The 25481-nt window shown below is 36.7% G+C and carries 27 protein-coding genes; 12 read left to right on the top strand and 15 right to left on the bottom strand.

Features of this window, described 5'->3' with window-relative positions; genetic code table 11:
• Positions 1-140: 140 nt before the first annotated feature.
• From AC3RVF_RS12130 to trmB, 3 genes are read right to left on the bottom strand one after another with little or no spacing between them, the layout of a single operon-like run.
• Entirely contained in the window at positions 141-467 is a 327-nt protein-coding gene (locus AC3RVF_RS12130; protein WP_489692271.1) for an MGMT family protein, read from the bottom strand.
• A 1-nt stretch (position 468) separates the two neighbouring features.
• Entirely contained in the window at positions 469-1095 is a 627-nt protein-coding gene (locus AC3RVF_RS12135) for a LysE family translocator (protein ID WP_489692272.1), read from the bottom strand.
• Between the two features lie 38 nt (positions 1096-1133).
• A complete protein-coding gene (gene trmB / locus AC3RVF_RS12140) occupies positions 1134-1808 on the bottom strand; it encodes a tRNA (guanosine(46)-N7)-methyltransferase TrmB (RefSeq protein WP_489692273.1) in 675 nt (224 codons plus the stop codon).
• A 67-nt stretch (positions 1809-1875) separates the two neighbouring features.
• On the opposite strand from trmB, the gene AC3RVF_RS12145 reads away from it, so the two are divergent.
• Positions 1876-2943: a glycosyltransferase gene (locus tag AC3RVF_RS12145; protein WP_489692274.1), complete on the top strand. Its 1068-nt coding sequence runs from the start codon at positions 1876-1878 to the stop codon at positions 2941-2943.
• Here AC3RVF_RS12145 and AC3RVF_RS12150 read toward each other — a convergent pair.
• Both AC3RVF_RS12150 and AC3RVF_RS12155 read right to left on the bottom strand, forming a co-directional pair.
• The gene (locus AC3RVF_RS12150; protein WP_489692275.1) at positions 2917-3954 is read right to left on the bottom strand and encodes a sensor histidine kinase; all 1038 of its coding nucleotides are present in this window, start codon (positions 3952-3954) and stop codon (positions 2917-2919) included. The two genes, AC3RVF_RS12145 and AC3RVF_RS12150, sit on opposite strands and share 27 nt — an antisense overlap.
• 5 nt (positions 3955-3959) lie before the next feature.
• Entirely contained in the window at positions 3960-4640 is a 681-nt protein-coding gene (locus AC3RVF_RS12155; RefSeq protein ID WP_489692276.1) for a response regulator transcription factor, read from the bottom strand.
• Positions 4641-4882: 242 nt separating this feature from the next.
• On the opposite strand from AC3RVF_RS12155, the gene AC3RVF_RS12160 reads away from it, so the two are divergent.
• Positions 4883-5857: a T9SS type A sorting domain-containing protein gene (locus tag AC3RVF_RS12160; protein ID WP_489692277.1), complete on the top strand. Its 975-nt coding sequence runs from the start codon at positions 4883-4885 to the stop codon at positions 5855-5857.
• A 90-nt stretch (positions 5858-5947) separates the two neighbouring features.
• The gene (locus AC3RVF_RS12165) at positions 5948-6922 is read left to right on the top strand and encodes a LuxE/PaaK family acyltransferase (protein ID WP_489692278.1); all 975 of its coding nucleotides are present in this window, start codon (positions 5948-5950) and stop codon (positions 6920-6922) included.
• 152 nt (positions 6923-7074) lie between these two features.
• Here the strand turns inward: AC3RVF_RS12165 and AC3RVF_RS12170 are convergent, their stop codons facing one another.
• From AC3RVF_RS12170 to tyrS, 3 genes are read right to left on the bottom strand one after another with little or no spacing between them, the layout of a single operon-like run.
• Positions 7075-7380 (bottom strand): type II toxin-antitoxin system RelE/ParE family toxin, encoded by a 306-nt coding sequence (locus tag AC3RVF_RS12170; RefSeq protein ID WP_489692279.1) that lies wholly within the window; start codon positions 7378-7380, stop codon positions 7075-7077.
• Positions 7381-7614, bottom strand: a complete 234-nt coding sequence (locus tag AC3RVF_RS12175; protein WP_489692280.1) for a hypothetical protein — start codon at positions 7612-7614, stop codon at positions 7381-7383.
• Positions 7615-7646: 32 nt separating this feature from the next.
• Positions 7647-8945, bottom strand: coding sequence for a tyrosine--tRNA ligase (gene tyrS / locus AC3RVF_RS12180; protein WP_489692281.1), 1299 nt, complete (start codon positions 8943-8945; stop codon positions 7647-7649).
• Positions 8946-9117: 172 nt separating this feature from the next.
• Between tyrS and AC3RVF_RS12185 the strand changes: the two genes are divergently transcribed.
• Positions 9118-10113 carry an NAD-dependent epimerase/dehydratase family protein gene (locus AC3RVF_RS12185; RefSeq protein WP_489693467.1) on the top strand — a complete coding sequence of 332 codons (996 nt, stop codon included), beginning with the start codon at positions 9118-9120 and terminating at the stop codon, positions 10111-10113.
• Between the two features lie 6 nt (positions 10114-10119).
• Here AC3RVF_RS12185 and AC3RVF_RS12190 read toward each other — a convergent pair whose 3' ends face one another.
• The 3 genes from AC3RVF_RS12190 to AC3RVF_RS12200 all read right to left on the bottom strand — a co-directional run bounded on the left by AC3RVF_RS12190 (position 10120) and on the right by AC3RVF_RS12200 (position 12712).
• Positions 10120-10554, bottom strand: coding sequence for a DUF4296 domain-containing protein (locus AC3RVF_RS12190; RefSeq protein WP_489692283.1), 435 nt, complete (start codon positions 10552-10554; stop codon positions 10120-10122).
• Positions 10551-11891, bottom strand: a complete 1341-nt coding sequence (locus tag AC3RVF_RS12195; protein WP_489693508.1) for a dihydroorotase — start codon at positions 11889-11891, stop codon at positions 10551-10553. The genes AC3RVF_RS12190 and AC3RVF_RS12195 overlap by 4 nt, the downstream gene beginning before the upstream one ends.
• 71 nt (positions 11892-11962) lie before the next feature.
• Complete coding sequence (locus AC3RVF_RS12200; protein WP_489692284.1) at positions 11963-12712, bottom strand: polyprenol monophosphomannose synthase; 750 nt, start codon at positions 12710-12712, stop codon at positions 11963-11965.
• Positions 12713-12827: 115 nt separating this feature from the next.
• Between AC3RVF_RS12200 and AC3RVF_RS12205 the strand changes: the two genes are divergently transcribed.
• Together AC3RVF_RS12205 and AC3RVF_RS12210 are read left to right on the top strand one after the other, a co-directional pair.
• Positions 12828-13481: a DUF4271 domain-containing protein gene (locus tag AC3RVF_RS12205; RefSeq protein ID WP_489692285.1), complete on the top strand. Its 654-nt coding sequence runs from the start codon at positions 12828-12830 to the stop codon at positions 13479-13481.
• A gap of 30 nt (positions 13482-13511) precedes the next feature.
• Positions 13512-14261: a uroporphyrinogen-III synthase gene (locus tag AC3RVF_RS12210; protein ID WP_489692286.1), complete on the top strand. Its 750-nt coding sequence runs from the start codon at positions 13512-13514 to the stop codon at positions 14259-14261.
• Positions 14262-14332: 71 nt separating this feature from the next.
• Here AC3RVF_RS12210 and pckA read toward each other — a convergent pair whose 3' ends face one another.
• Together pckA and AC3RVF_RS12220 are read right to left on the bottom strand one after the other, a co-directional pair.
• Positions 14333-15934, bottom strand: a complete 1602-nt coding sequence (pckA, locus tag AC3RVF_RS12215) for a phosphoenolpyruvate carboxykinase (ATP) (protein WP_489692287.1) — start codon at positions 15932-15934, stop codon at positions 14333-14335.
• Between the two features lie 69 nt (positions 15935-16003).
• A complete protein-coding gene (locus AC3RVF_RS12220; RefSeq protein WP_489692288.1) occupies positions 16004-16402 on the bottom strand; it encodes a DUF423 domain-containing protein in 399 nt (132 codons plus the stop codon).
• Positions 16403-16471: 69 nt separating this feature from the next.
• Between AC3RVF_RS12220 and AC3RVF_RS12225 the strand changes: the two genes are divergently transcribed.
• Positions 16472-17845, top strand: a complete 1374-nt coding sequence (locus AC3RVF_RS12225) for a saccharopine dehydrogenase family protein (protein WP_489692289.1) — start codon at positions 16472-16474, stop codon at positions 17843-17845.
• Positions 17846-17921: 76 nt separating this feature from the next.
• Here the strand turns inward: AC3RVF_RS12225 and AC3RVF_RS12230 are convergent, their stop codons facing one another.
• Positions 17922-18617 (bottom strand): zinc metallopeptidase, encoded by a 696-nt coding sequence (locus AC3RVF_RS12230; protein WP_489692290.1) that lies wholly within the window; start codon positions 18615-18617, stop codon positions 17922-17924.
• A gap of 166 nt (positions 18618-18783) precedes the next feature.
• Positions 18784-21834, bottom strand: a complete 3051-nt coding sequence (locus AC3RVF_RS12235; RefSeq protein WP_489693468.1) for a leucine--tRNA ligase — start codon at positions 21832-21834, stop codon at positions 18784-18786.
• A gap of 120 nt (positions 21835-21954) precedes the next feature.
• On the opposite strand from AC3RVF_RS12235, the gene AC3RVF_RS12240 reads away from it, so the two are divergent.
• The 5 genes from AC3RVF_RS12240 to AC3RVF_RS12260 all read left to right on the top strand — a co-directional run bounded on the left by AC3RVF_RS12240 (position 21955) and on the right by AC3RVF_RS12260 (position 25429).
• Positions 21955-22833, top strand: coding sequence for a cell division protein FtsX (locus AC3RVF_RS12240; protein ID WP_489692292.1), 879 nt, complete (start codon positions 21955-21957; stop codon positions 22831-22833).
• 58 nt (positions 22834-22891) lie between these two features.
• Entirely contained in the window at positions 22892-23155 is a 264-nt protein-coding gene (locus tag AC3RVF_RS12245; protein ID WP_489692293.1) for a DUF3098 domain-containing protein, read from the top strand.
• Entirely contained in the window at positions 23155-23949 is a 795-nt protein-coding gene (locus tag AC3RVF_RS12250) for an undecaprenyl-diphosphate phosphatase (RefSeq protein ID WP_489692294.1), read from the top strand. The genes AC3RVF_RS12245 and AC3RVF_RS12250 overlap by 1 nt, the downstream gene beginning before the upstream one ends.
• Positions 23949-24638, top strand: a complete 690-nt coding sequence (gene truB / locus AC3RVF_RS12255) for a tRNA pseudouridine(55) synthase TruB (RefSeq protein ID WP_489692295.1) — start codon at positions 23949-23951, stop codon at positions 24636-24638. Before AC3RVF_RS12250 ends, truB begins: the two co-directional genes overlap by 1 nt.
• A 71-nt stretch (positions 24639-24709) precedes the next feature.
• A complete protein-coding gene (locus tag AC3RVF_RS12260; RefSeq protein WP_489693469.1) occupies positions 24710-25429 on the top strand; it encodes a hypothetical protein in 720 nt (239 codons plus the stop codon).
• Positions 25430-25481 lie beyond the last annotated feature (52 nt).

The following is a 25481-nucleotide window of genomic DNA, read 5'->3' on the forward strand; positions in this document are numbered from 1 at the left end:
GATTTATAGTTTGATAATTGAATTTTAGGATGGAGAGATATTTTGAATACGAGCTTGAAGTATTTCCTAATATTTGTAAATTTTTAAAAAATTAGGAAATCTACACGTTCTTGAAAATGTGAAGTATTTAAAGTAATTATTTATTCGAGCTCTTTCATTGGATCCCAAAAGTGCTTTTCGAAATTCTGGATTTGGTTGTCAACTACTTCAATTCCTTCATTTTCTAATAACTGTTGCATTAGGCTAGTTCCTTGAAAGTGATGTTTGCCGGTTAGCAAACCCTTTCGGTTTACTACTCTGTGTGCAGGTACTTCTTGCTTCTGGCTTACATTCATTGCCCAACCAACCATTCTAGCGCTTCCTGCAGCGCCCAAATACTTCGCAATTGCACCGTAAGAAGTTACCTTTCCGTAAGGAATTAGCTTTACAACTTGATAGACTTTATCAAAAAAACCTTCGTTGCCCACCTTACATTTGCTTTAAAATTTTCAAGAAAGTGATTACAGAAATTATGGCGGTAATTGTTCCTATTACATAATTCATATTCAGCTTTAACTTGCGCGAATCTTCCTTAGGTCTGAAAAATTGGACGTATAAAGCCAAACTAGCAAATGTGCCCAATCCAGATGCAATGACTGCGAAAAAAATTGCAGGCTGCGAAAAAGAAAATGCGCCAAATGATGAAAAGGTTATACTTAAATACATCCAATAAGGCAGTGGAAGCAGGTTTAACATCGCAATAAAAATTCCTAAGAAGAAACGGTTTTTCTTAGAGTTTTCTCCGTGATCCCGTATTTCTCTGCTAGTTTCTTTCGCAATAAAAATAAAGTAAAAAGTAAGACTTATAAATATACCTAACGCCACCTTTTGAAGCAGGTTAACAATTTCAGGATGTTTGCCTATATAACCTGCAAAAATTAACGCAATATAGGTTTGAATCATTACCGTAATACAAACACCAATAGCAAACAGGAAGCCTCTTTTTCGGCCTTCTCTCATACTTATTTTTGCCGCATACATATTTATTAATCCAGGTGGTAGCACCCCAATAAATGACCCTAGTAAACCAATAAGTAAGTTGTAAAAAATCGCCATTTAGGGCCTTAGTTTCTGTGAATATACTGAATTTATATCTAACGGAATTTAAACCTAACGTAGGTTATTTTTTTTCCCTTTTCAAGATATTGATTTTCGTAGAATGTTTGAATATCTGTTACTGCCGCGGGCGCTCCCTGGCTTCCATAAACATCGTGGTGAGCGTATTCAATAGTTTCACCTAAACCGTGAAGCAGACCAAGCGTATAGCCGTGCATAAATTCACTATCGGTTTTAAGGTGCACAACACCGTCTGGCTTTAATATTTTTTTGTATTTCTGAAGAAAATCTTCGTTAGTTAAACGGTGTTTTGTACGCTTGTACTTTATCTGTGGGTCGGGAAAAGTAATCCAAATTTCATCAACCTCGTTTTCGTCAAACATATGATCAACGAGTTCTATTTGGGTACGCAGAAAACCTACATTATTTAGATTTTCTTCCAAAGCTGTTTTTGCACCACGCCAAAAGCGAGCCCCTTTTATATCAATACCTAAAAAGTTTACTTGTGGATACGCTTGTGCCAAACTTACCGAATACTCCCCTTTACCACACCCCAGTTCCAAAACAAGGGGGTTTTCATTTTTAAAGAATTCTTTGCGCCAGTTTCCTTTTAGTTTCAGTGAATCGTTTAGCACATCTTCTCTTGATGGTTGCACTACATTATCAAAAGTTTCATTCTCTCTAAAACGTCTCAGTTTGTTCTTACTTCCCAAAATTTTTAAATTTTTGGTAAAATTAAGGAAATAAAATCCCGCAGCAATTATTGCTACCTTTGTTTTTATGCCGAAAAAAAAGTTGATTTTGGTTGCTCCTCTAAATTGGGGTTTAGGCCACGCTACACGCTGTATTCCTATTATTCGCGCATTACTTGAGCAAAACTATAACGTTTTGCTTGCTTCTGACGGTCCCGCATTACTACTGCTTCAAAAGGAATTTCCTGAATTAGAGTCCATTGAATTACCTTCATATAACATTACATATCCAAAAAAAGGTGGTCTTTTTAAGTGGAAAATGTTGCTGAAATTTCCACAGATTAAACGCACAATTTTAGCTGAAAAAGAACAAATTGAAGAAATTCTTACCCAGAGAAAAATACACGGAATAATTAGCGACAATCGATTTGGGGTCAGGAATCCCCCTGTGCCTTCAGTATTTATTACGCACCAACTAAATGTTTTAACAGGAAATACGACGTATTTCAGTAGTAAAATTCATCAGAATATTATTAAAAAATTTGATGTGTGTTGGGTGCCTGATGTGGACAATTTATTAATCAACCTCAGCGGAAAGCTGGGTCATTTAAAAAAGAATTCATTACCAGTTAAATATATTGGTGTATTAAGTCGAATGAAGAAAATCGAACTACCTAAAACAATAGATATTCTGTTGTTACTTTCAGGGCCAGAACCGCAACGCACCTTATTTGAGGAGAAACTGAAAACCGTTTTTAAAGGAAGTGAAAAAAACATTTTAATGGTTCGAGGTGTCGTTGAAGAAATACAAAACTGGCAAAACTTCGGAAATATTAAAACGGTAAATTTTATGAAAACTGAAGAGCTGGAAAAAACTATTAACGAAAGTGAATTGGTAATTTCCCGACCGGGTTACACTACTATCATGGATTTAACCATGCTTGAGAAAAAAGCCATTTTTGTGCCCACTCCCGAACAATACGAGCAGGAATATTTGGCAAAGCGATTAACAAATCTTGGAATTGCTCCTTCTTGTAAACAAAAGAAATTCAAAATAAATGAGTTGGACAAAGTTGCGGATTATAAAGGTTTGAAAACACTCTCTAATCCGTCTATAAATTTTACAGAATTATTTTCCCTTTTCGAGGGTGAATGAAAATTCGGAACCTATACCAAACTGACTTTCAACGTAGATTTTATCGTTGTGCGCTTCCACAATATGCTTCACGATGGAAAGGCCCAAACCGCTGCCACCTTCTTTTCTAGAACCGCTTTTATCTACTCTATAAAAACGTTCAAAAATTCGCGGCATATTTTCTTTCAGTATACCTTCCCCATTATCGGTAACGCGCACCAGAAGTTTCTTTTCTAAAATATTTTCAATACTTACTTCGGTGGTACCATCTTGTTTTCCGTATTTCAAGGAATTCACAATAAGGTTTGTAAGAACTTGCTCCACTCTAGCGCGGTCTGCATATACCAGTATTTCTTTTGTGTAATCTTTGTCAAAAACTAGCGAAATATTCTTCTTCGCAGCTCTCATTTCCAGCGCATCAAAAATATTTTGAACCAAAACAATTATGTCGAAATTTTCTTTGTTCAGAACCAGACCACCCACTTCAAGTTTAGCTATCATATCTAATTCTTTTACAATATAAATGAGTCTTTCCACCCCTTTACTTGCACGACGAAGGTATTCTTTGCGCACTTTTTTATCTTTCATTGCGCCATCCAGCAATGTTAGAACGTAACTTTGCACTGTAAATAATGGCGTTTTTAACTCGTGAGAAATGTTTCCCATAAACTCCTTTCTATAATTTTCTCGGACGTTAAGGGTTTCTATTTCAAGCTTTTTTACGTTTACGTAGTTCTCAACTTCGCGAGTTAGCACTTCCATATCTGTAGTAATGGAAGGCTTTTGAAAATCTTGCTCGTTAAGAATACGAACGTCCTTGTAAATTTTCTTTATTCGCAAATAAATAAATTTTTCTAACCTCTGTTGAAGTATGAAAAAGGAAAGTAAAAACGTGAACACAAAATAGAGAAGTAGCCAGGCAGAAACGGTTTTTAGCAAAAAATACATGAAAACACCCATTGCCAGTGTTGAAAACAGAGCAATGAATAGCGATGTGGAAAAAGCGAAATTATATTTTTTAGAAAATTTCATTTCAGCTAAACTACAAACTTATAGCCAACCCCTTTCACGGTTTTAAATTTATCGTCGCCAATTTTTTCGCGCAGCTTCCGAATGTGTACGTCTATTGTGCGTCCGCCAACGATTACATCATTGCCCCAAATGCTGTCTAGAATATCTTCGCGTTTAAAAACTTTTCCTGGTTTAGAGGCAAGAAGCGCCAATAATTCAAACTCTTTTCTGGGGAGCACCATTTCCTCTTTACCCAGAATAATTTTATATTCCTCACGGTTAATGGTAAGATTGCCCAGTTTAATTTTTTCGTCTTCTTCCTCTTCCTTAAATCTTCGCAACAATGATTTTACTTTGCTTACAAGAACTTTTGGTTTAATTGGTTTGGTAATATAATCATCGGCACCGGCTTCAAATCCTGCCATCTGAGAATAATCTTCGCCTCTTGCAGTTAGAAAAGTAATTACAGTTTCAGAGAGTTCAGGGATGCTTCTTATTTTTTCGCAAGCTTCCATACCGTCCATTTCTGGCATCATCACATCCATGATAATTAGTTGTGGCTTTACTTTTTTTGCTTGCTCAATGGCCTCTAATCCGTTCTCTGCTATTTCAACAGTATAACCTTCAGAAGTTAGATTGTATCTCACTATCTCAAGAATGTCCGGTTCGTCGTCTACCAACAAAATTGTAATATCTTTTTTCTTCATTATTTATGGCTATTTACGAAGTAACATTTCTTTTTTTAACGTTTCAAAGATAGCATTATTTAACGTGAGCATATGTTTAGCACGCTTATTGTTAACCATTAGATAACCTTTACATAACATGTTCAATATTTTGACACTAAAGCAGGTGAATTTTCCTTTATCGAAATTCAATTTCACTCATTATCAGTATTTTACAAAAAAATAATTAATTATATTTGTATAACAACTTATAACTTAATCCGATGAAGAAAACTACTTTATTTGTGGCTCTTTTAGTAGGTACCGTAGCTTTTGCTCAAATTGCCGGAACCAGTTTTGAGGAGCCAGACGCACTTTCAGGGAAATATACGGATACTGGCGATCCGAATGTAGCACACGATTTAATCAATAATGCTGGGCAACCTTTTGTGGACTACACAAGTGTTGGCGCAGAATTAGGTTTTAATGCTTCTTACGCTCCCTATGACACTCCAAATGTTGGGCTCACCGATGGTGACGATGTAGGGGTAACAGACAAATCACCTTCTTCATCTGTAAATTTTACAAATGGAGCAAAGGGGTATAGAATGAGCGACATTGATGGAAACTATATTCTTGAATTCGATCAGATAGATTTAACAGGCATTTCTTTGCCCGGTATTTCAGTAGATTTTTTAATATCCATAAATACTAATCCTGCAAATGGTAATTACGAAGGTGATGGAACCGTTAATGAATCTGGTTCAGACAGATTGCGCATCTATGTTAAAGATATTACCAATAGTACTGAAACCGATATATTCAACTCCACAGGAACAGACCTTGACGATTTAGTGCCTTTTGATACTGGCACTGGCGAATATCAGTTAGAATGGCAAAATGTTGTGGTACCTGTGCCCTCGAGTATTGTGCAACTTGTAATTGAAGGCAGAAACAATGCAGGGGGCGAATCTTTTTGGTTTGACAATATTATGTACGTTGGTGCAATTGGTGTGACGGAACAAACTACAACAAAGTTTGCTTTATATCCCAATCCCGCAACAAGAGGTTATGTAAATATTACCTCAAATGTTAGCGGACCAAAAAACATTTCAATTTTTAATATATTGGGCGAACAAGTTATAAAAACCAGGCTTATTGGTGATAGATTAGATATTTCAAGATTGAACAGTGGTGTTTATATTCTGAAAATAGAGCAAGGCAATAGTTCCGTCACCAATAAATTGGTTGTAAAGTAATTCACCGAAAAAACACTTTAAAAGCTTCTGTTTCGACAGGAGCTTTTTTTATTTAACTATTTTTGAAGAAAAATTTGCAGCTTGTTAAAAATGCTTGAAAAAGAAATTTTCAATATTAAAACCTCGGAAGATTTTGAGCGTCTTGCCCTTGAAGTCTTTCGTTTTCAATATGAAAATGTTGATGTATATCGCGATTTCTGTGATCTTCTGAAAACAAATGTTTCAGAAGTAAAATCTACAGAACAAATTCCTTTTCTGCCTATTCAGTTTTTCAAAAGCCATAAAATAATGGCTTACGAATTAACTGAAGAAACCATATTTACAAGTAGCGGCACGACCGGAAGTATTACGAGTCAACATTTTGTTTCAAATTTAAAACTTTACGAAACTAGTTTTCAAAAAGCATTTCAGCTACAATATGGCAAACCCGAAAACTTTGCGATTTTAGCACTGTTGCCCTCCTATTTGGAACGCGATGGCTCCTCATTAATATATATGGTGGAAAACCTAATTGAAACAAGCAAAAACCCACACAGCGGCTTCTATTTATATGAAATGGACGAGCTGATTGAAAAGCTGAACGTCTTAGAAAACAGCAATCTAAAAACCCTCCTAATTGGTGTTTCCTATGCTTTATTAGATTTGATTGAAAAAAGAAATTTTCAGCTAAAAAACACAATCGTGATGGAAACCGGCGGAATGAAAGGTCGCCGAAAAGAAATGATAAAAGAAGAACTGCACGAGATTTTAGCTAACGGTTTTGGAGTAAGTAAAATTCACAGTGAGTACGGAATGACCGAACTGCTTTCGCAAGCATATTCTGTAGGCGATGGAATTTTTAATTGCCCGCCTTGGATGAAAGTTTTAACGCGCGACACCGAAGATGCGTTAACCTATACTTTTAGAAAGACTGGCGGAATAAATGTAATAGATTTAGCAAACCTCTATTCCTGTTCTTTTATTGCTACACAGGATCTGGGAAAAACTTCTGAAGACGGTTCGTTTGAGATTATAGGACGCTTTGATAGCAGCGATATTAGAGGCTGTAACCTAATGGTTTTTTAGGGAAATATTTAACATAAACTACTGAAATACAGTGTAAGTATAATGCAAATGTACCGACCAAATAACCGTGAGAAGATGATTACTTTTCATAATTTGGTTGGTTAGTTAATTGAGAAATCCCCGTGCAAACTTTGCCGGGGATTTTTTTTATTTTATTCTTTGAGGAATTTTTCAAATTCTCGTGGATCTCTTTTGTTGTTCCAAAATAGTAACAAATCTATTCTACGTTCATTTTCAAAAACTTTATAAACTAAAGTTGTTTGTTTAGATATAACAGAAACACACACATTTTTCACTTTATAAGGTCTGCCAATAAGCACTCCAGATTGCAGTGTTGAGATATAATCGAACACTAAATCTCTAAAATCTAACGCTTGTTTTTTATTCCACTTTTTTAGAATAAAATCTATCTCTTCGGCGTACGTGATTTCAGAAGTTTTTGTCCAAAAAACGTCCATCTATTTAGAGATTTCATTGCTTTTTAAACGGTCCATCACCTCGTTATGAGGTCTTACAATGCCTTGTTCACTCTCCTCCATGGCTTGTAGAATTAATTTTTCAGCAATTTCAGGAAGTTCATATTGGTTTGTATATTCATAACGCTCAAAAACTGCATTCACAATTCGCAAAGTATCGTCATCTGCTTCATTTATATAAGCAATCACCTTTTTTCTTAGCTCTGTCGTTTCCATATCGCAAATAATTTCAACCTAAAGATACATAATTATACCGCTTTTATAATAAAATAGTTCTTCTTACCACGTTGCAATAACACGAATTGCCCGTTGATTAAATCACTTTCTGTAATATTAAAATCTTCAGAAATCTTTTCTTTATTTACCGAAATTGAATTTTCCTTCAAGGCACGTCGCGCCTCTCCATTAGATTTTAAAAATCCTGTTTTTCCCGCTAAAGCAGTAATAATCTCAATGCCGTCTTTTATTTCCTCTTTTGAAATTTCGGCTTGTGGAACGCCATCAAAAACATCAAGAAAAGTTTTTTCATCTAGCGTTTTTAAATCTTCGGAAGTAGAGTTTCCAAATAAAATTTCAGATGCTTTAACAGCTTTCTCAAATTCTTCGGCACTGTGCACAGTAGTTGTAACCTCTTGCGCTAATCGCTTTTGAAGCAAACGCATATGTGGCGCTTCTTTGTGCGCTATAATTAAACTATCTATTGTTTCTTTATCGAGAAAAGTGAAGATCTTGATATATTTTTCGGCATCATCATCGCTACTGTTTAACCAGTATTGGTAGAATTTGTAAGGTGAAGTTTTGTTGGCATCCAACCATACATTTCCCCCCTCGCTCTTACCAAACTTGGTTCCATCACTTTTTGTAATCAATGGGCATGTTAGCGCGTAGCCTTTACCACCGTCTATTCTTCTAATTAATTCGGTACCAGTAGTAATATTTCCCCATTGATCGCTTCCGCCCATTTGTAGGGTGCAATCTAAATTTCTATAAAGGTGCACAAAATCATACCCTTGTATTAGTTGGTATGTAAACTCTGTAAATGAAAGTCCATCTGAGCTTTCACCGCTCAATCTGGTTTTTACAGAATCTTTCGCCATCATATAGTTTACGGTAATGTGTTTGCCCACATTTCTGATGAAATCTAGAAATGAAAACTCCTTCATCCAGTCGTAATTATTTACAAGTACGGCTTGGTTCTCGGCTCCCGAAGAAAAATCTAAAAATTGAGAAAGCTGGTTTTTAACACATTCCTGATTGTGGCGTAAGGCTGTTTCATTAAGCAGATTACGCTCGGCACTTTTTCCAGAAGGATCGCCAATCATTCCCGTAGCTCCACCCACCAAAGCAACTGGCCTATGTCCGGAGCGCTGATAGAAAGACAATAGCATTATCGGCACCAAGTTGCCAATGTGTAATGAGTCTGCGGTAGGGTCAAAACCTACATAAGCAGAACGCATTGTTTCCAAAAGGTGTGCTTCAGTTTCGGGCATTACATCATGTACCATGCCTCGCCATTGTAATTCTTCAACGAAATTTTTAAGTGCCATTTTTTTGCTTTATTTTTCCGCTGCCATCAAGGCTTCGGACTATGAGGATGCAAAGATAAGGTTCTCCTTTAAAGATTCAAGGTTGAAATTTTAAAATTCAAGTTTCAATAGAATACAAGTTTCATTTTGAATTCTAGTTCGGTTTCGATTTCAATTTCAGTATTTTCGCAGTATGATTTTAGTAACTGGCAGCACAGGCTTAGTGGGTTCGCACCTTTTGTATTTTCTGTTGAAAGAAAATACCGCAGTGCGCGCTATTCATAGAAAAAGCAGCGATATACAATCTGTAAAAAAAGTGTTTGCACTTTACACCGATGATGTAGATTCTCTCTTCAAAAAAATTGAATGGGTCGAAGCAAATGTGACAGACATTCCAGCTCTTTCCGAAGCTTTTAAAAACATTACAAATGTTTATCACTGCGCAGCTATTATAAATTTTGACCCTTCAAAATATTCACTTTTAAAAAAGATTAATGAGGAAGGCACAGCAAACATTATAAATCTTTGCCTCTCCAACAACATTGAAAAACTCTGTTACGTAAGTTCGATTGCCACTTTAGGAGGAAATGCAAACCACCAGTCAATTAACGAGAAAACTCCTTGGAATCCTTACGAAAAAAACAACGTTTACGCACTTACAAAATACGCTGCCGAAATGCAAGTTTGGCGCGGTACACAAGAAGGCCTTAATGCTGTAATTGTAAATCCTGGCGTTATTTTGGGCACATCACCCAATGGCGGTGGAAGCAATGTAATTATTAAGTTGGGCAGACGGGGTATACCATTTTATCCCCCTGGAGCAATGGGTATTGTTGATGTTCAAGACGTGGTGAAAGCAATGAAAACACTGATGGATTCTGATGTCACGAACCAAAATTACGTATTGGTTGGAGAAAACATTTCATTCAAACAACTACTTTCAAAACTAGCGATACTTGCTGGTAAAAAACCTCCAACGAAAAAACTTCCGAAAGGTTTGATGTATTTTTTAATAGGAATAGATTGGCTTTCGAATAAGCTTTTCAATACAGAAAGAAGAATTGTAAAAACTACTGTTAACTCAATGTTTGAAACTTCGCATTATGATGCTTCCAAAATAATAGAAGATCTTAATTTTCAATTTACACCAACAGAAGAAACACTAAAACGAGTATCCGAAGAAAGCTGAAACCCTCTAAATTAAGCTGTCTTTTAGAGGTGCTATATTTGTTTTTTCTTCAATTTCTTGCTTGCCAATCGAGTCTTTTAAATCTCTCTCTATTTCGCGAATACTGTCCATTTTTTGCTGCATTGCAGTAAGTCTTGCTTCTACAATTTGAAAAATTTCTATATAGCTATTTACATTAGCCGCATAGTAATCATTGCTATTTGCAAATTGCAGACTATCCACACCAAAATTCTTATAAATCAAAGAATCCAGTATCACCCCTTTTTCTATAATAATTTGATTGCTCACACTTCTGGCAGCGTTTGCCATATATGTCTCCGTTAAGATATCGACCATTTTGTCTTTTGAAATAAGATTGTCTGGCTTTTTAGGTTGCTCCACATTTTGGCAACCAGAAAAGCTTAAAATACATACAAAAACAAAAAGGCAATATTTCATCATCTGTTAAAGGTTAGTCTTTCAGGAATACTTTTGTTTGGGAATTTAAAGTTTTCATAAACTACAACTCCGTTAACAAGGGTGTGAGTTATGCGCGATTTAAAGATGGTTCCGTCAAACGGCGACCATTCACATTTATAAAGTAGATTCTCTTTTTTTACCGTCCAAGGCGAGTTAAGATCTACTAAAACTAAATCTGCTTTATATCCTTTTCTAATGTAGCCACGATCCTTTATTTGAAAAAGAATAGCAGGATTGTGAGCAAATTTCTCAACAATTTTTTCCAAAGAAATTTTACCTTTATGATACATTTCTAAAAGCGCTACCAAGGCGTGTTGCACCATTGGCCCACCCGAAGGTGCGCTTAAATATTTATTGTTTTTCTCTTCTAAAGTATGCGGCGCGTGATCTGTAGCAATAACATCAATACGGTCATCGAGCAGTGCTTTTAACAATCCGTCTCTGTCTTTTTGCGTTTTAACTGCGGGATTCCACTTTATTTTTGTGCCTTTTGCTTTGTAGTCTTCTTCTGAAAACCATAAATGATGAATGCAAACCTCGGCGGTTATTTTCTTTTCGGCAAGTGGCTTTTTATTGCTGAAAAGATGCGTTTCCTTTTCTGTAGAAACATGAAATACATGAAGACGTGCCCCCGTTTTTTCTGCAAGCTTTACCGCTTTTGAAGAGGAAATATAACAAGCTTCTTCACTGCGTATTTTTGGGTGAAGTGCAATTGCGATGTCTTCGCCAAACTCAGCTTCATATTTCGCTAAATTCTTTTTAATTGTGCCTTCATCTTCACAATGAGCCGAAATAAGCAATTTGGTTTTGCTGAAAATTTCTTCCAAAGTCTTTGGATCGTCTACTAGCATATTTCCTGTAGATGAGCCTAAAAACAATTTCAAACCCGCCACTTTCTGTGGATCTACTTTTAATATTTCATCTAAATTATCATTGGTACCACCAAACATAAAAGAATAGTTGGCCCAAGAAGTTTTGGATGCAATATCAAATTTTTCTTCCAAAAGCTCAATAGTTGTAGCTTGTGGAACGGTGTTCGGCATTTCGATGAAAGAAGTTATTCCGCCCGCTACCGCTGCTTTAGATTCAGTTTCAATAGTGCCTTTGTGTGTTAATCCTGGTTCGCGAAAATGAACTTGATCGTCTATCATTCCCGGTAATAAATAGCTTCCGTCGGCATCTATCACTTTCGTTTCAGCAGATTTCATGCTGATGGTTTCAGAAATTTCTGCAATACGGCCGTCTTGAACTAGAACGTCTCCTTTTATTATCCTTCCCTCGTTTACTATGTTTGCGTTCTTAATTAAAACTGCTTTCATCTGTATTTTATCTTCTTTTTTATAGGACATTTAGAACATTATTATTCAATATTCTACGCAACATTATTATTTTAATGAAACGATTTTTCATTAAATCTTTTTCTATTAAATACACTTTTAAATTTCATTGCAATCACTCCAAAAATGGCTTCGGAAATAATGCCCGAACTCATTTTAGACTCCCCCTTGGTACGATCTGTAAAGATTACAGGTACTTCTTTAATTTTGAATTTGCTGATGTAAGCCTTAAATTTCATCTCAATCTGAAAAGCGTAGCCCACAAAACGAATATTGTCTAGGTTTATTCTCTCCAAAACAGCTCTTCTGTAGCAAATAAATCCTGCCGTTGTATCGTAAATATTCATCCCCATTACAAACTGCACATATTTTGAAGCAAGCCACGATAACAACACCCTGCTCATTGGCCAGTTTACAACGTTTACTCCTGTAACGTAGCGCGAGCCAACGGCTAAATCATGACCGTCTTTGTGGCAAGCATTAAACAACCTAATAAGGTCATTTGGGTTGTGAGAAAAATCGGCATCCATTTCAAAAATATAGTCGTAATCTTTCTGTAATGCCCATTTAAAACCAGCTATATAGGCGCTTCCCAAACCATTTTTCTCAGCTCTTTTCAGCAAAAAGAGTTTATTAGGGTAGGTTTCGAAACTGTTTTCTACAAGATTTGCAGTACCATCTGGTGAGTTGTCGTCCACAACTAAAATGTGAAACTCACGCTGTAATGAAAAAACATTTCGCAGTAACCGTTCTATGTTTTCAATTTCATTATAAGTTGGCACCACCACTACCGCCTTGGACATACTGCTATTTTAGCGCAAATGTACCCTTTTTTGAATAAATAAATGTGAAGTAAAATCTAATTCATGCCTCAAAAAGCAATTATATTTTACTGTACCTTTACCAAAAATATTAAAAGTGGATTTTAGCCAAAGACTTATAGAATCTAACGATTGGGCTACATATTTGCTGCTTGGATGCTTTGTTCTTTACGCACTCGCCAAGTATTATTACCCCAAAAGATTCCACGAATTTTCGTTGTTGCCGTTAACCAACCAGTACTTTTTTGTACACGGCAAAAATGATGAATTGAATCATCCCTTCAATATGATTCTCTTTGTAGCCCAGATAATCTGTGTTTCTATCTTTATATTTTTACTTTTCCAAGTATTCAATCCAATTAAAGTAGCGCAAAATGAATGGCTGTTTATTCAAATTTGTACCGCTTACAGCATGTTTGTCTTAATTAAATTTTCGCTCGAGAAAATTGTGGCTAATATTTTTTCAATGGATATTGTTATCAATAATTATCTCTATCAAAAATTAAGTTATCGCAATTTTTTAGGCATATTATTTTTTGCAGGTAACCTCTTTTTCCTTTATATATATCCGCCCACACCAATGGGAATGCTTCTATTTGGTGGGTTCGCTATGCTACTTAACGCTATTGCACTGCTTTACAGCTATAAGAAAAATGGAAAATTGATATTCCGCAATTTCTTCTATTTTATTTTGTATCTTTGCGCACTTGAAATTTCACCTTATATTATCCTTTACAAGAGCTTTGTTTAAGCATAATATTTAAAAAAATCTGGTCTATCTATGAAAGTGAAAACTATACTGGTTTCTCAACCCGAGCCTAAAATTGAAAACTCCCCTTATTTCGATTTAATTGAAAAACAAAAGGTAAAAATAGATTTCCGTCCCTTTATTCACGTTGAGGGCGTTCCAGGCAAAGAGGTAAGAGCCCAGAAGGTTGATCTTGCAAAATACACAGCCGTTATTCTTACTAGCAGAAACTCTGTGGATCATTATTTCAGAATTGCAGAAGAGCTGCGTTTTAAAGTGCCAGACACGATGAAATATTTTTGTTTAAGTGAAGCCGTGGCTTACTATCTTCAAAAATACGTGGTTTATAGAAAAAGGAAAATCTATGTAGGTAAAAGAACATTTCCTGAACTTGCGCCAATCATTAAAAAATATAAAAACGAAAAATTTCTACTTCCAACTTCCGACAAACTTAAGCCAGATGTTCCAGCTGTATTAAACGAGTTAAAAGTAGATTGGAAAGAAGCTACATTCTACAAAACAGTAGTAAGCGATCTTTCAGACTTACGCAATGTGTATTATGATATTTTGGTGTTTTTCAGTCCAAGCGGTATTCAATCACTTTTTGAAAACTTCCCAGATTTTGAACAAAAAGATACCCGTATTGCAGTATTCGGAAACACTACGGTAAAAGCTGCTACAGATCAAGGTTTGCGTGTAGATATACAAGCGCCAACTCCAGAAACACCTTCTATGACAATGGCTTTAGAAAAGTACATTAGAGAGGTTAACCACAAAAAATAAACTCAATTAATTGCAATAAAAAAAGGCTTGCCATCGTGGCAAGCCTTTTTTGTTTTATACTATTTCTGCAATTATTCTGAAGCAGGAGCTCCGGAAAGAATTTCTTCATTTGCGTAAGATTCATACTTGGCAAAATTCTCTTTAAAAGAGTTTGCCAATTCCTTAGCCTGAATATCATACGCCTTTTTATTCTTCCAAGTTTCCTTTGGGTTTAATATATCCGAAGGAACGTTCGGGCAAGATTTTGGCATCATTAGGTTAAAAATTGGATGATTTTCAAATTCAACATCTTTCAGTTTACCTTCCAATGCAGCGGCAATCATTGCACGAGTGTATTTAAGTTTCATTCTACTACCTATGCCGTAAGGACCACCTGTCCATCCTGTGTTTATTAGCCAAACATTTACACCAGAATCTTTCATCTTCTTGCTCAACATTTCGGCATATTCAGTTGGGTGGAGCAGCATAAATGGTGCGCCAAAACAAGCTGAAAAGTTTGGAGTAGGTTCGTTTATTCCTTCTTCCGTTCCTGCAACCTTCGCAGTGTAACCACTTATAAAGTGATACGCAGCCTGCCCCGGAGTAAGTTTTGAAATAGGAGGCAAAACACCAAAAGCATCTGCAGTTAAAAAGAAGATGTTCTTCGGGTTTTCGCCTATAGAAGGCACTTGAATATTCTTAATATGATAAATAGGATAGCTTACACGTGTATTTTGTGTAATTGAAGTGTCGGCAAAATCAACTTCGCCATTTTCATCCATTATTACATTTTCTAGAAGCGCGCCTGGTTTTATTGCATTGTAGATATCGGGCTCATTTTCTGCTGAAAGATTTATTACCTTAGCATAACATCCACCTTCAAAATTGAAAATTTTGTTATCTGCCGTCCATCCGTGTTCGTCATCACCAATTAGTTTGCGACCTGGATCTGCAGAAAGTGTTGTTTTTCCAGTTCCAGAAAGTCCAAAGAAAATAGCTGTTTCTCCATCATCGCCTACGTTTGCCGAGCAGTGCATTGGCATCGTATTTTTATAAACCGGAAGTATAAAATTAAGTGCAGAGAAAATTCCTTTTTTAATTTCTCCTGTGTAACCTGTACCACCAATTAAAGCAATTTTTCTGGTAAAGTTCAAGATAGCAAAGTTGTGTTGTCTTGTTCCATCAACTTCTGGATCTGCTGTAAATCCGGGAGCATTTACTATTAGCCATTCTGCGTCAAAAGACGCTAATTCTTCTTCCTTAGGACGAAGAAACATATTGTGTGCAAAAAGATTACACCACGGTGTTTCATTAATTGCGCGAATGTTTAATTTGTAATCGTCATCAGCACAAGCATAACTATCGCGAACGTATACTTCTTTCTCAGAAAGATAGTCAACAACCTTATCATAAAGCTTATCAAACATATCTGGTGGAAATGGAATATTCACATTCCCCCACCACACTCTTTCGCGGGTAACATCGTCTTTTACAATAAACCTATCTTTTGGAGACCTTCCGGTAAATTCTCCCGTGTTTACTGCCAAGGCACCGCTAGCGGCTTCTGTGCCTTGTCCTTTTTGCAATGTTTCGTTGTGTAGCTCTTGTGAAGAAAGTTGATATTTAACTTTTGCATTTTTGATTCCGTATTTTTCAACCGAAATCGATTTCGTAGCTTGGTTTTTATCGACCATACCTTTTTTAGATTTTGTAGACTGCAAAAGTAGCAAATCTTCTAGAGATTGAGGAAAAATAAAAAAAATTTATCGCTTCTTTAAAGAAACCATTGAATAGCCAAACCTAAACCAGCCAATTATAAACAGTAATCCACCTATTGGAGTTATAAAACCAATTTTTGCAGCATTAAATGGTAAGATTTCGTTTAGCGCAAGCAAATAAATAGATCCTGAGAAAAAAAGAATCCCGATAATAAAGAGCCAAAATACCGTTTTCTTTGTTTTTATTGGAATTGATGGCACCAATCCTAAAGCTAAAAGAGCTAAGCAGTGGTACATTTGATAGCGCACTCCAGTTTCAAAAGTAACTAACGCCGTGGCGTCTACCATATTCTTTAAACTGTGTGCTCCAAAAGCACCAATTGCAATAGTAATAGCTGATAGAAAACAAGCCGTCATCACTATATTTTTATCGAAAACCGTCATTTTTGAAATTTGGAATTAGTAATTTCGTCCCTTACAAAATCTATTTCCAAAGTTAAAAAAAACTCTCCAATGAGAAACATATTAATTATAGGCGCAGGAAGATCGGCCGCAAGTTTAATTCGTTATTTGCTAGACAAAAGTGAAAAAGAAGACCTTTTTATTACAATTGGTGATATCTCTATTCAGTCTGCGCAAAAGTTCACTGCCGAACATCAAAATGCTCGCGGAATAATGCTCGACGTTTTTAATGAAGCGCAAAGAAGAGAAGCAGTTCAAAATAGCGATTTAGTAATTTCAATGCTGCCAGCACGCTATCATATTGAAGTGGCCAGAGAATGTATTGAATTTGGAAAGCATATGGTTACCGCTTCATACGTAAGTAAAGAAATGCAATCGCTAAATCCTAAAGCCGAATCTAAAGGTTTGGTTTTTATGAACGAAATAGGCCTCGATCCAGGAGTGGACCACATGAGTGCTATGCAAGTGATTGACAGAATTCGTTCAAAAGGCGGGAAAATGCTTCTTTTTGAATCTTTTACAGGTGGCTTAATAGCTCCCGAAAGCGATGACAACTTATGGAACTATAAGTTTACGTGGAACCCTCGAAATGTAGTTTTAGCAGGCCAAGGTGGCGCTGCAGAATTTATTCAAGAAGGAAAATTTAAATACATACCATATCACAGATTATTCCGAAGAACAGAATTCATTAATATTGAAGGCTACGGAAAATTTGAGGTTTTAGCAAATAGAAATTCTCTTGAATACCAATCTGTTTACGGACTAGAAAGCATTCTAACCCTATACCGCGGAACTATTAGAAGAGTTGGATTTAGCAAGGCTTGGAATATGTTTGTACAACTGGGAATGACCGATGATACCTACACAATTCCAGATTCTGAAAACCTTACGTATCGCGAATTCGTGAATTTATTTTTGGCTTATTCTCCAACAGATTCTGTGGAGCTTAAACTTCGCTATGCGCTAAAAATCGATCAAGATGATTTAATGTGGGATAAACTTGAGGAACTAGAGATTTTCAGCAAAGAAAAAACCATTGGCATCAAGAATGCTACACCAGCGATGGCACTTCAAAAAATATTGGAGGAAAAATGGACATTAGCGCCAGAGGATAAAGATATGATCGTTATGTACCACAAATTCGGTTATGAATTAGATGGGAAAAAATATCAAATTGATAGCCAAATGGCTTTAATTGGTGAAGATCAAACGCACACTGCAATGGCGAAAACAGTAGGACTACCCGTTGCAATAGCCGCCATTAAAATTCTAAATGGTGAAATAAAAACGCCAGGAGTTCAACGACCAATTGCTAAAGAGGTTTATGGACCAATCTTAAAAGAACTCGAAGAAAACGGCGTCTTTTTTACAGAGGAAGAAGTTCCATATTTGGGATATAATCCAGAGAATCTACACCTCGGCTAAAAATAATTCCAAAGAAATTATATATGTAAAAACCCGCGAATTCGCGGGTTTTCTATTTTATAAATTTTAAATCCTTTTATCTTCTTCCCATAAAAATAGAGATGAAATATAATAAAGTAGCTAACGATCCAAGCGCTGCAACTACGTAAGTTCGAGCAGCCCATTTTAACGCATCTTTTGCTCCATCGTGTTCCTGTGGAGTAACCATTTTACTGCTTTCCAACCAAGCTAATGCGCGATTACTAGCGTCGTATTCCACGGGTAAAGTAACAAATGCAAAAACAGTGGTTGCAGCAAAAAGTATAATTCCTATAAAAAAGATAGTATTTCCCAATGCACCCATAATATTCATCGTCGTCATTATCAATCCCGCCATAATCACAAAGTTTGATAATTTACTGGCAATTCCTACCGCAGGAACAATAGCCGAGCGCATTGTTAACCAACTGTAAGCCTTGGCGTGCTGAATTGCGTGACCGCATTCGTGGGCTGCAACTGCTGCGGCTGCCGCGTTACGTTGCATATATACACCTTCGCTTAAGTTTACTGTTTTATCTGCTGGGTTGTAATGATCTGTTAATTGACCAGCAACCGAAATTACTTTTACATCTGTAATTCCATTGTCAGCGAGCATTTTTTCAGCAATTTCCTTTCCGCTCATTCCATTTTGAAGGTGAACTTGCGAATATTCTTTAAACTTGCTTTTTAGCTTGCGGCTTACGTACCAGCTTACCAAAAAGAAAATTCCTGCAATTATATAGTATCCAAACATTTTTTTCTATGCTCGCGACGGCGGGCATCTCCTTTTTTTAGTTAATAATTTTCTATTTTAAAACTAGCAAATATTGTGCAAAAAATATCTATTCTGAAATAAGTTTTGCAAAAATTTAAAGATAATTTGTTTTTTCAAATCATTGGGATTCCCGTCTGCGCGGGAATTAACCTACAATATTCACAATTTTTCCGGGCACGATTATTACCTTTTTCGGCGTTCTTCCCTCTAAATACTGGGCAGTTTTCTCGTGTGCCATTACGGCAGATTCAATTTCTTCTTTTGAAAGATCTAACGGAAGTTCCAGTGTAAAACGCATTTTCCCGTTGAAAGATATTGGATATTCTTTACTGCTTTCTACCAAATATTGCTGTTCAAACTTGGGGAAAGGCGCTGTGGAAATACTTTCCGAATGCTCCAATTTTTCCCAAAGCTCTTCTGCAATGTGCGGCGCATAAGGCGAAATAAGAATTGCCAACGGTTCCAAAACTTCGCGCGAATTACATTTTTGCGCAGTAAGCTCGTTCACCGCAATCATAAATGATGAAACCGAAGTATTGAAACTGAAATTCTCAATGTCGTCCTGCGTTTTTTTAATGGCTTTGTGAAGCGTTTTTAAACTGTCTTTAGAAGCAGCTTCGCCTGAAACATTAAAACTTTCGTTTTCACCCGAATGGTATAATTTCCAAAGTTTTTTTAGGAAACCGTGCACGCCAGAAATTCCAGACGTGCTCCACGGTTTTGCTTGCTCAAGCGGACCGAGAAACATTTCGTACAATCTTAAAGTATCAGCGCCGTATTGACTGCAAATATCATCGGGGTTTACTACGTTGTATTTGCTTTTGGACATTTTTTCAACTTCGCGTGAAACTTTGAAAGTTCCATCTTCTTCAGTAATAAATTCTGCGTTTTTATATTCCTCTCGCCAGTTTTTGAAGGCTTCGATATCTAATTCGTTGTGAGTGTTTACAAAAGCCACATCAGTATGTAAATCCAAAGTCCCCATCGTTACTTGAATTTTTCTGTTTTCACCTAAATATTTATCAAATAATTTTGAAAACTGAAACTCATAGTCCACGATGCTTTTCTCTTCTTCCTTGGCTTTACTTTCTTTTAAAAACTTTTTATTGGAGATGAAAATTGGAGGAACTTCAGAATCATTGTAATTAAGTTTTCTGACAAAAGCACTCTCCCCCAAAATCATCCCTTGGTTAATCAGCTTTTTAAATGGTTCTTCTACTGGAACCAAGCCCCGGTCGTGCATAAATTTCACCCAAAAACGGCTGTATAATAAATGGCCCGTTGCGTGCTCGCTTCCGCCAATGTATAAATCCACGTTTTGCCAATAGTCCATCGCTTCTTTTGAGGCAAAAACCTCGTCGCGCTTTTCGCTTTCCATATATCGGAAAAAGTACCAACTACTTCCCGCCCAGCCCGGCATAGTGTTTAATTCCAAAGGATATATTCCGTTTTCATTAGAAGACCCCTCGACTGCGCTCGCGGAGACATTTTCATTGGAAACAATTTTTTTGTTTTTTTCGTCCCAACTCCAATTATCGGCGCGGCCCAAAGGCGGTTCACCTTCTTCGGTTGGTAAATATTTTTCTACGTCGGGAAGGTGTAACGGCAAACTTTCTGTTGGGATTGCGTGCGGCATACCGTCTTTATAATAAATTGGGAAAGGCTCGCCCCAATACCGCTGGCGACTAAAAACAGCATCGCGCAAACGGTAGTTTATTTTGCCTTTGCCAATGCCTTTTTCTTCTAAAGCCGCGACAATTTTGTCTGTAGCTTGCTTATAATTTAAATCGTTTAAGAAATCGCTGTTGGTGATGATTGTATTTTCCTTATCGGAGTATGCTTCCGAAGAAATATCTGCATCTTTAAATATATTCGGAATCGGTAAATTGAAATGTTTTGCAAAATCATAATCACGCTGATCGCCACAAGGAACACTCATTACAGCTCCTGTGCCATAACCCGCCAAAACGTAATCGCCAATCCAAATTGGAATAGCTTCACCCGAAAATGGATGCTCTGCATATGCTCCTGTGAAAACACCCGTAATGGTTTTTACATCTGCCATTCGTTCGCGTTCGCTGCGTTTTGCGGTTGCTTCAATATAATTTTCAACAGCTTCTTTTTGTTCAGCAGTTGTAATTTTTGAAACCAAATCGTGTTCAGGCGCTAAAGTCATAAAACTTACGCCGTAGATTGTGTCGGGACGGGTTGTGAAAACGTCAATAGAATAAGACTTCTCGACTGCGCTTGAAGGGATATTCTTAACTTTAAAAGTTACGGTCGCTCCTTTGCTTCTGCCAATCCAATTAGTTTGCGAATCTTTCAACGGTTGCGGCCAGTCTATTTTATCGAGTCCGTCAAGCAAGCGTTGGGCGTAAGCGGTGATACGCATACTCCACTGCTTCATTTTTTTGCGGATAACGGGATAGCCGCCACGTTCGGAAACGCCGTTTACTATTTCGTCATTTGCCAAAACGGTACCTAATTGCGGACACCAGTTTACCTCGGTTTCGGCTAAATAGGTTAATCTATATTTTAAAAGAATTTCCTGCTTTTCCATTTCTGAAAAACCAAGCCATTCTGAAGCTGTAAAATGTGCTATTCCTTCATCACAAGCGGCATTCACGTGTATATTTCCTTCCGAAGAAAAAATAACTCGCAATTCTTCAACGGAGCGTGCTTTGTCTAAATCTTTATCGTACCAACTATCAAAAAGTTGGAGGAAAATCCACTGTGTCCATTTGTAATATTCGGGATTTGAAGTGCGCACCTCGCGACTCCAATCGAATGAAAACCCAATTCTATCTAATTGTTTGCGGTATCCGTCAATTTCATTTCCGTTTTTATCAACGCCACCTTCAATATTTACCTTTGTAGTTTCGGCTGGATGTTGCCCAGTTTGAATTGCATATTGTTCCGCCGGAAGTCCGAAAGAGTCATAACCCATGGGGTGCAAAACATTGAAACCTTGATGGCGCTTAAACCTTGAATACACATCGCTGGCGATATAACCGAGCGGATGCCCTACGTGCAAACCTGCACCGGAAGGATAGGGAAACATATCCAAAACATAATATTTTGGCTTTAGGTTCTCCCCGCCGTTGGAGGAATCGGGGGAGGATGCTTTAAAAGTTTGGTTTTTAGCCCAGTGTTTCTGCCACTTTGCTTCTATTTCGTTGAAGTGATATTTGCTCATTGCTAACTTTTCTTGAAAAGCGCAAATTTACGCCTATTGTACGAAAGTTAAAACTTTAAACGTTGTTTAGTGCAAGATGCAAAATTACTTGTATTTTTACGCCAAAATTCCGCTAACCCTATGAGTTCTTCTTTTGAAAAATATCAAAAACGCAGATTAATTTCTTCCTATTTTTCAGTTGTTATTAGTATTTCTTTAGTGCTCTTTCTGCTAGGATTGCTCGGACTACTGGTTTTAAATTCGAAAAAAGTAGCCGATTATTTTAAGGAACAAATAGCGATAACCGTCTTTTTGAAGGACGGCGCAAAAGAAGTTGAAATAACACAACTAAAACAAAGCCTCGCTTTAGCCGAATATACAAAGTCTGCTAGCTTCGTTTCAAAAGAAGAAGCAGCCAAGGAACACCAAGAAACTTTAGGTGAAAATTTTATAGAATATTTAGGTGAAAACCCGCTGCAAAATAGCATAGACGTTTACATTCTGGCAGATTATGTTACCCCAGAAAAAATGGAGGAAATAACAAACGAGCTAAAAAGTAAAGGTTTTGTAGACGATGTAATCTACGACAAACCCTTAATTGCACAGCTTACCGAAAATGTAAAACGCATTAGTTTTTGGGTTTTAGTAATTAGCGGAATATTTACTTTTATTGCTGTATTGCTTATTAATAGTAGCATTCGATTGAGTATTTATGCAAAACGTTTTACCATAAAAACGATGCAAATGGTGGGCGCGACCAAAAAATTTATTCGCAAACCCTTTGTTTGGAATAGCGTTCGCTTGGGCATTATTGGCGCAATCGTGGCGATGTTGGGGATGGGCTTAGTGCTTTACTACCTTAACCTAAGTTTCCCGCAATTACAATTGTTGAGTGACCCAGTGCTATTAGCTGTGCTTTTTATATTCATATTTTTAATGGGCGTTTTAATAACTTGGATAAGCACTTTTATAGCTACACAACGATTTTTAAATTTACGCACAGACGATTTGTATTATTAGTCCCTCTAACCGTTAAGCGGGAATTGGAACAAATTATAAACTAACAAAAACTTCAATAATGGGAGAGAAAAAACGAAAAGAAGATTATAAACCTGCCTTTGTTTTTGAAAGAAAAAACTACAAATTCATGCTTATTGGCTTGGCGTTTATAGCATTTGGTTTTATACTAATGACGGGTGGTGGAAGCGATGACCCAAACGTTTTTAATCCTGAAATTTACAACTGGCGCCGGATTCGTTTAGCGCCTGCCATGGTACTTTTAGGGTTTGCTATTGAAGTGTACGCCATTTTATTAAAACCAGATCGTAAAAAAGAAAATTAGTGGATTATCTTGACGCCATTATCCTTGGAATTATTCAAGGATTTACCGAATTTTTACCCGTTTCATCCAGCGGTCACCTTGAATTAGGAAAAGCAATTTTAGGAGATACTTCTGTCCCAGAAGAAAGTTTACTTTTTACAGTAATACTGCATTTTGCAACTGCTTTAAGTACAATTGTGGTTTTCAGAAAAGATATAATTGAGATTGTGGGAGGGCTACTTAAATTTAAGTGGAATGAAGAAACTCAATTTGCAGTAAAAATTATAATTTCAATGCTGCCAGCAGTATTTATTGGATTGTTTTTTGAAAAAGAATTAGAATCGTTTTTTGGTGGTAATATAGCTTTTGTTGGCGCGATGCTTATTGTAACAGCCATTTTACTATGGCTGGCAGATCGTTCAAAAAATACTGGAAAGCCAGTAACGATGAAAGATTCACTTATTATAGGCGTTTCTCAAGCCATCGCAATGTTGCCTGGTATTTCTAGAAGTGGAGCAACAATTTCCACTTCTGTGCTTTTAGGAAATGATAAATCTAAAGCTGCTCGTTTTTCGTTTTTAATGGTTGTTCCGTTAATACTCGGAAAAATTGCTAAGGATATTTTAAGCGGTGATATTTCTACCCATAATACACATCTCGGCGTAATGAGCGTAGGCTTTATAGCTGCATTTATATGTGGAATAATTGCCTGTACTTGGATGATTTCTCTAGTTAAAAAAAGTAAACTTCGCTACTTCGCTATATACTGTTTAATTGTTGGTATTATTGCAATAACAGTTAGCTTTTATATATAATGACCGGAGAAGACTACAAAGAAGGCCAAGTAATTTTAATAGATAAACCTTTAGAATGGACATCATTCCAAGCGGTTAATAAGGTTCGTTGGCTGATTAGAAAAGCCTTCGACATAAAAAAAATAAAAGTCGGTCATGCGGGTACGCTCGATCCTTTAGCAACAGGTCTTTTAATTATCTGCAGCGGAAAATTGACTAAGAAAATTGACACTTTTCAAGCGCAAGAAAAGGAATATACCGGAACGTTTACCTTGGGCGCTACTACGCCAAGCTACGATTTGGAAACTGAAATTGACCAATCTTTTGATATTTCAGAAATTACTTCAGAACAAATACTGGAATCTACTAAACAATTTACTGGCGAAATACAGCAACAACCACCCGTTTTTTCAGCTTTGAAAAAAGACGGAATTCGTTTATATGAATATGCCCGAAGCGGTGAAGAAGTTAAAATTCCGTTTAGAACGGTTACTATTTCAGAATTTGAAATAACGAGAATCGATCTTCCAATCGTACATTTTAGAGTAGTTTGCAGCAAAGGCACTTACATTCGCTCATTGGCAAACGATTTTGGGAAAGCCTTAAATAATGGCGCACATCTTTCTGCCCTGCGCCGAACAAGAATTGGCGAATTTTCTGTGGAAAATGCAGTAGGAATTGAAGCCTTTGAAAATTCACTACCAAGTTAAAATATCATTAATACTACCTTAATTTTCAGGAGTTTTGTGGATTTTTGCGCAAAATTTCGGTACTTGCATTAATGAATTTCAACTATTCATATAGAGCTTTTCTAATTACATCCTTACTTTCAGGATGTTTAGTGCTATTTCTTTACAGCATGAAACTTTCTGGCGAGCAGCAAGAAAGCAATGAAGAAAGTTACGATGTGGTTATGGCGCCCGATGAATTACTTCCCGAAGATCTCGCTATTGCTGAACTTACACCCGAAAAAGTAAAAATTGAAACTAATCGTGCATACAACTCTGCGGAAAAATTTATTTCTACCTTCGATAACCAAAATCAAGAAATTACAGAAACTACAGAAGGCAAGCTACAGGAGATGAACGAGGCTATAGCGCACTCTAACAGCGATAACGGCACAGGAAATTCGGTTATTACGAAACCCGAAAAGGAGAAAAAAAAGAAGTTCTCCAACAGCGACAGTGATAAAAAAGGAGAAGCGGTTGTAAAAGGTGGAAACAGAAATACAACTATAAGTTACCAATTAATAAACCGGAAAGATATTGATCTTCCAAACCCCGTGTACACATGCTACGGATCTGGAAAAGTGGTAATAAATATTGAGGTGAATAATCTCGGAAAAGTAGTTAAAAACTCATACAATAAAACGGCCTCCACAACATCTAATGAATGCTTAATTGAAGCAGCTTTAGATTACTCGGAGCAAGCTCGTTTTAATACGGACGCTTCAAAAGACAAGCAATTAGGCACAATTTCATTTAACTTTCCGGGTCAATAATTCAGTAGTCAATCGGCTTGCGATTTATAGCGCCCAATTTTCAAAACAATAA

The sequence above is a fragment of the Aequorivita sp. IT1183 genome (genome assembly GCF_058068265.1).

What these genes read in the sequence shown, in the direction of transcription:
- AC3RVF_RS12210 (WP_489692286.1), top strand. Translation starts at nt 13,512, where the DNA reads ATGAAAGTGAAAACTATACTGGTTTCTCAACCCGAGCCTAAAATTGAA.
- AC3RVF_RS12225 (WP_489692289.1), top strand. Translation starts at nt 16,472, where the DNA reads ATGAGAAACATATTAATTATAGGCGCAGGAAGATCGGCCGCAAGTTTA.
- pckA (WP_489692287.1), bottom strand. Translation starts at nt 15,934, where the DNA reads ATGGTCGATAAAAACCAAGCTACGAAATCGATTTCGGTTGAAAAATAC.
- AC3RVF_RS12175 (WP_489692280.1), bottom strand. Translation starts at nt 7,614, where the DNA reads ATGGAAACGACAGAGCTAAGAAAAAAGGTGATTGCTTATATAAATGAA.
- AC3RVF_RS12145 (WP_489692274.1), top strand. Translation starts at nt 1,876, where the DNA reads ATGCCGAAAAAAAAGTTGATTTTGGTTGCTCCTCTAAATTGGGGTTTA.
- AC3RVF_RS12235 (WP_489693468.1), bottom strand. Translation starts at nt 21,834, where the DNA reads ATGAGCAAATATCACTTCAACGAAATAGAAGCAAAGTGGCAGAAACAC.
- AC3RVF_RS12185 (WP_489693467.1), top strand. Translation starts at nt 9,118, where the DNA reads ATGATTTTAGTAACTGGCAGCACAGGCTTAGTGGGTTCGCACCTTTTG.
- AC3RVF_RS12150 (WP_489692275.1), bottom strand. Translation starts at nt 3,954, where the DNA reads ATGAAATTTTCTAAAAAATATAATTTCGCTTTTTCCACATCGCTATTC.
- AC3RVF_RS12195 (WP_489693508.1), bottom strand. Translation starts at nt 11,891, where the DNA reads ATGAAAGCAGTTTTAATTAAGAACGCAAACATAGTAAACGAGGGAAGG.
- AC3RVF_RS12200 (WP_489692284.1), bottom strand. Translation starts at nt 12,712, where the DNA reads ATGTCCAAGGCGGTAGTGGTGGTGCCAACTTATAATGAAATTGAAAAC.
- AC3RVF_RS12165 (WP_489692278.1), top strand. Translation starts at nt 5,948, where the DNA reads ATGCTTGAAAAAGAAATTTTCAATATTAAAACCTCGGAAGATTTTGAG.
- AC3RVF_RS12155 (WP_489692276.1), bottom strand. Translation starts at nt 4,640, where the DNA reads ATGAAGAAAAAAGATATTACAATTTTGTTGGTAGACGACGAACCGGAC.
- AC3RVF_RS12220 (WP_489692288.1), bottom strand. Translation starts at nt 16,402, where the DNA reads ATGACGGTTTTCGATAAAAATATAGTGATGACGGCTTGTTTTCTATCA.
- AC3RVF_RS12240 (WP_489692292.1), top strand. Translation starts at nt 21,955, where the DNA reads ATGAGTTCTTCTTTTGAAAAATATCAAAAACGCAGATTAATTTCTTCC.
- AC3RVF_RS12135 (WP_489692272.1), bottom strand. Translation starts at nt 1,095, where the DNA reads ATGGCGATTTTTTACAACTTACTTATTGGTTTACTAGGGTCATTTATT.
- truB (WP_489692295.1), top strand. Translation starts at nt 23,949, where the DNA reads ATGACCGGAGAAGACTACAAAGAAGGCCAAGTAATTTTAATAGATAAA.
- AC3RVF_RS12190 (WP_489692283.1), bottom strand. Translation starts at nt 10,554, where the DNA reads ATGATGAAATATTGCCTTTTTGTTTTTGTATGTATTTTAAGCTTTTCT.
- AC3RVF_RS12160 (WP_489692277.1), top strand. Translation starts at nt 4,883, where the DNA reads ATGAAGAAAACTACTTTATTTGTGGCTCTTTTAGTAGGTACCGTAGCT.
- AC3RVF_RS12245 (WP_489692293.1), top strand. Translation starts at nt 22,892, where the DNA reads ATGGGAGAGAAAAAACGAAAAGAAGATTATAAACCTGCCTTTGTTTTT.
- AC3RVF_RS12170 (WP_489692279.1), bottom strand. Translation starts at nt 7,380, where the DNA reads ATGGACGTTTTTTGGACAAAAACTTCTGAAATCACGTACGCCGAAGAG.
- AC3RVF_RS12260 (WP_489693469.1), top strand. Translation starts at nt 24,710, where the DNA reads ATGAATTTCAACTATTCATATAGAGCTTTTCTAATTACATCCTTACTT.
- AC3RVF_RS12230 (WP_489692290.1), bottom strand. Translation starts at nt 18,617, where the DNA reads ATGTTTGGATACTATATAATTGCAGGAATTTTCTTTTTGGTAAGCTGG.
- tyrS (WP_489692281.1), bottom strand. Translation starts at nt 8,945, where the DNA reads ATGGCACTTAAAAATTTCGTTGAAGAATTACAATGGCGAGGCATGGTA.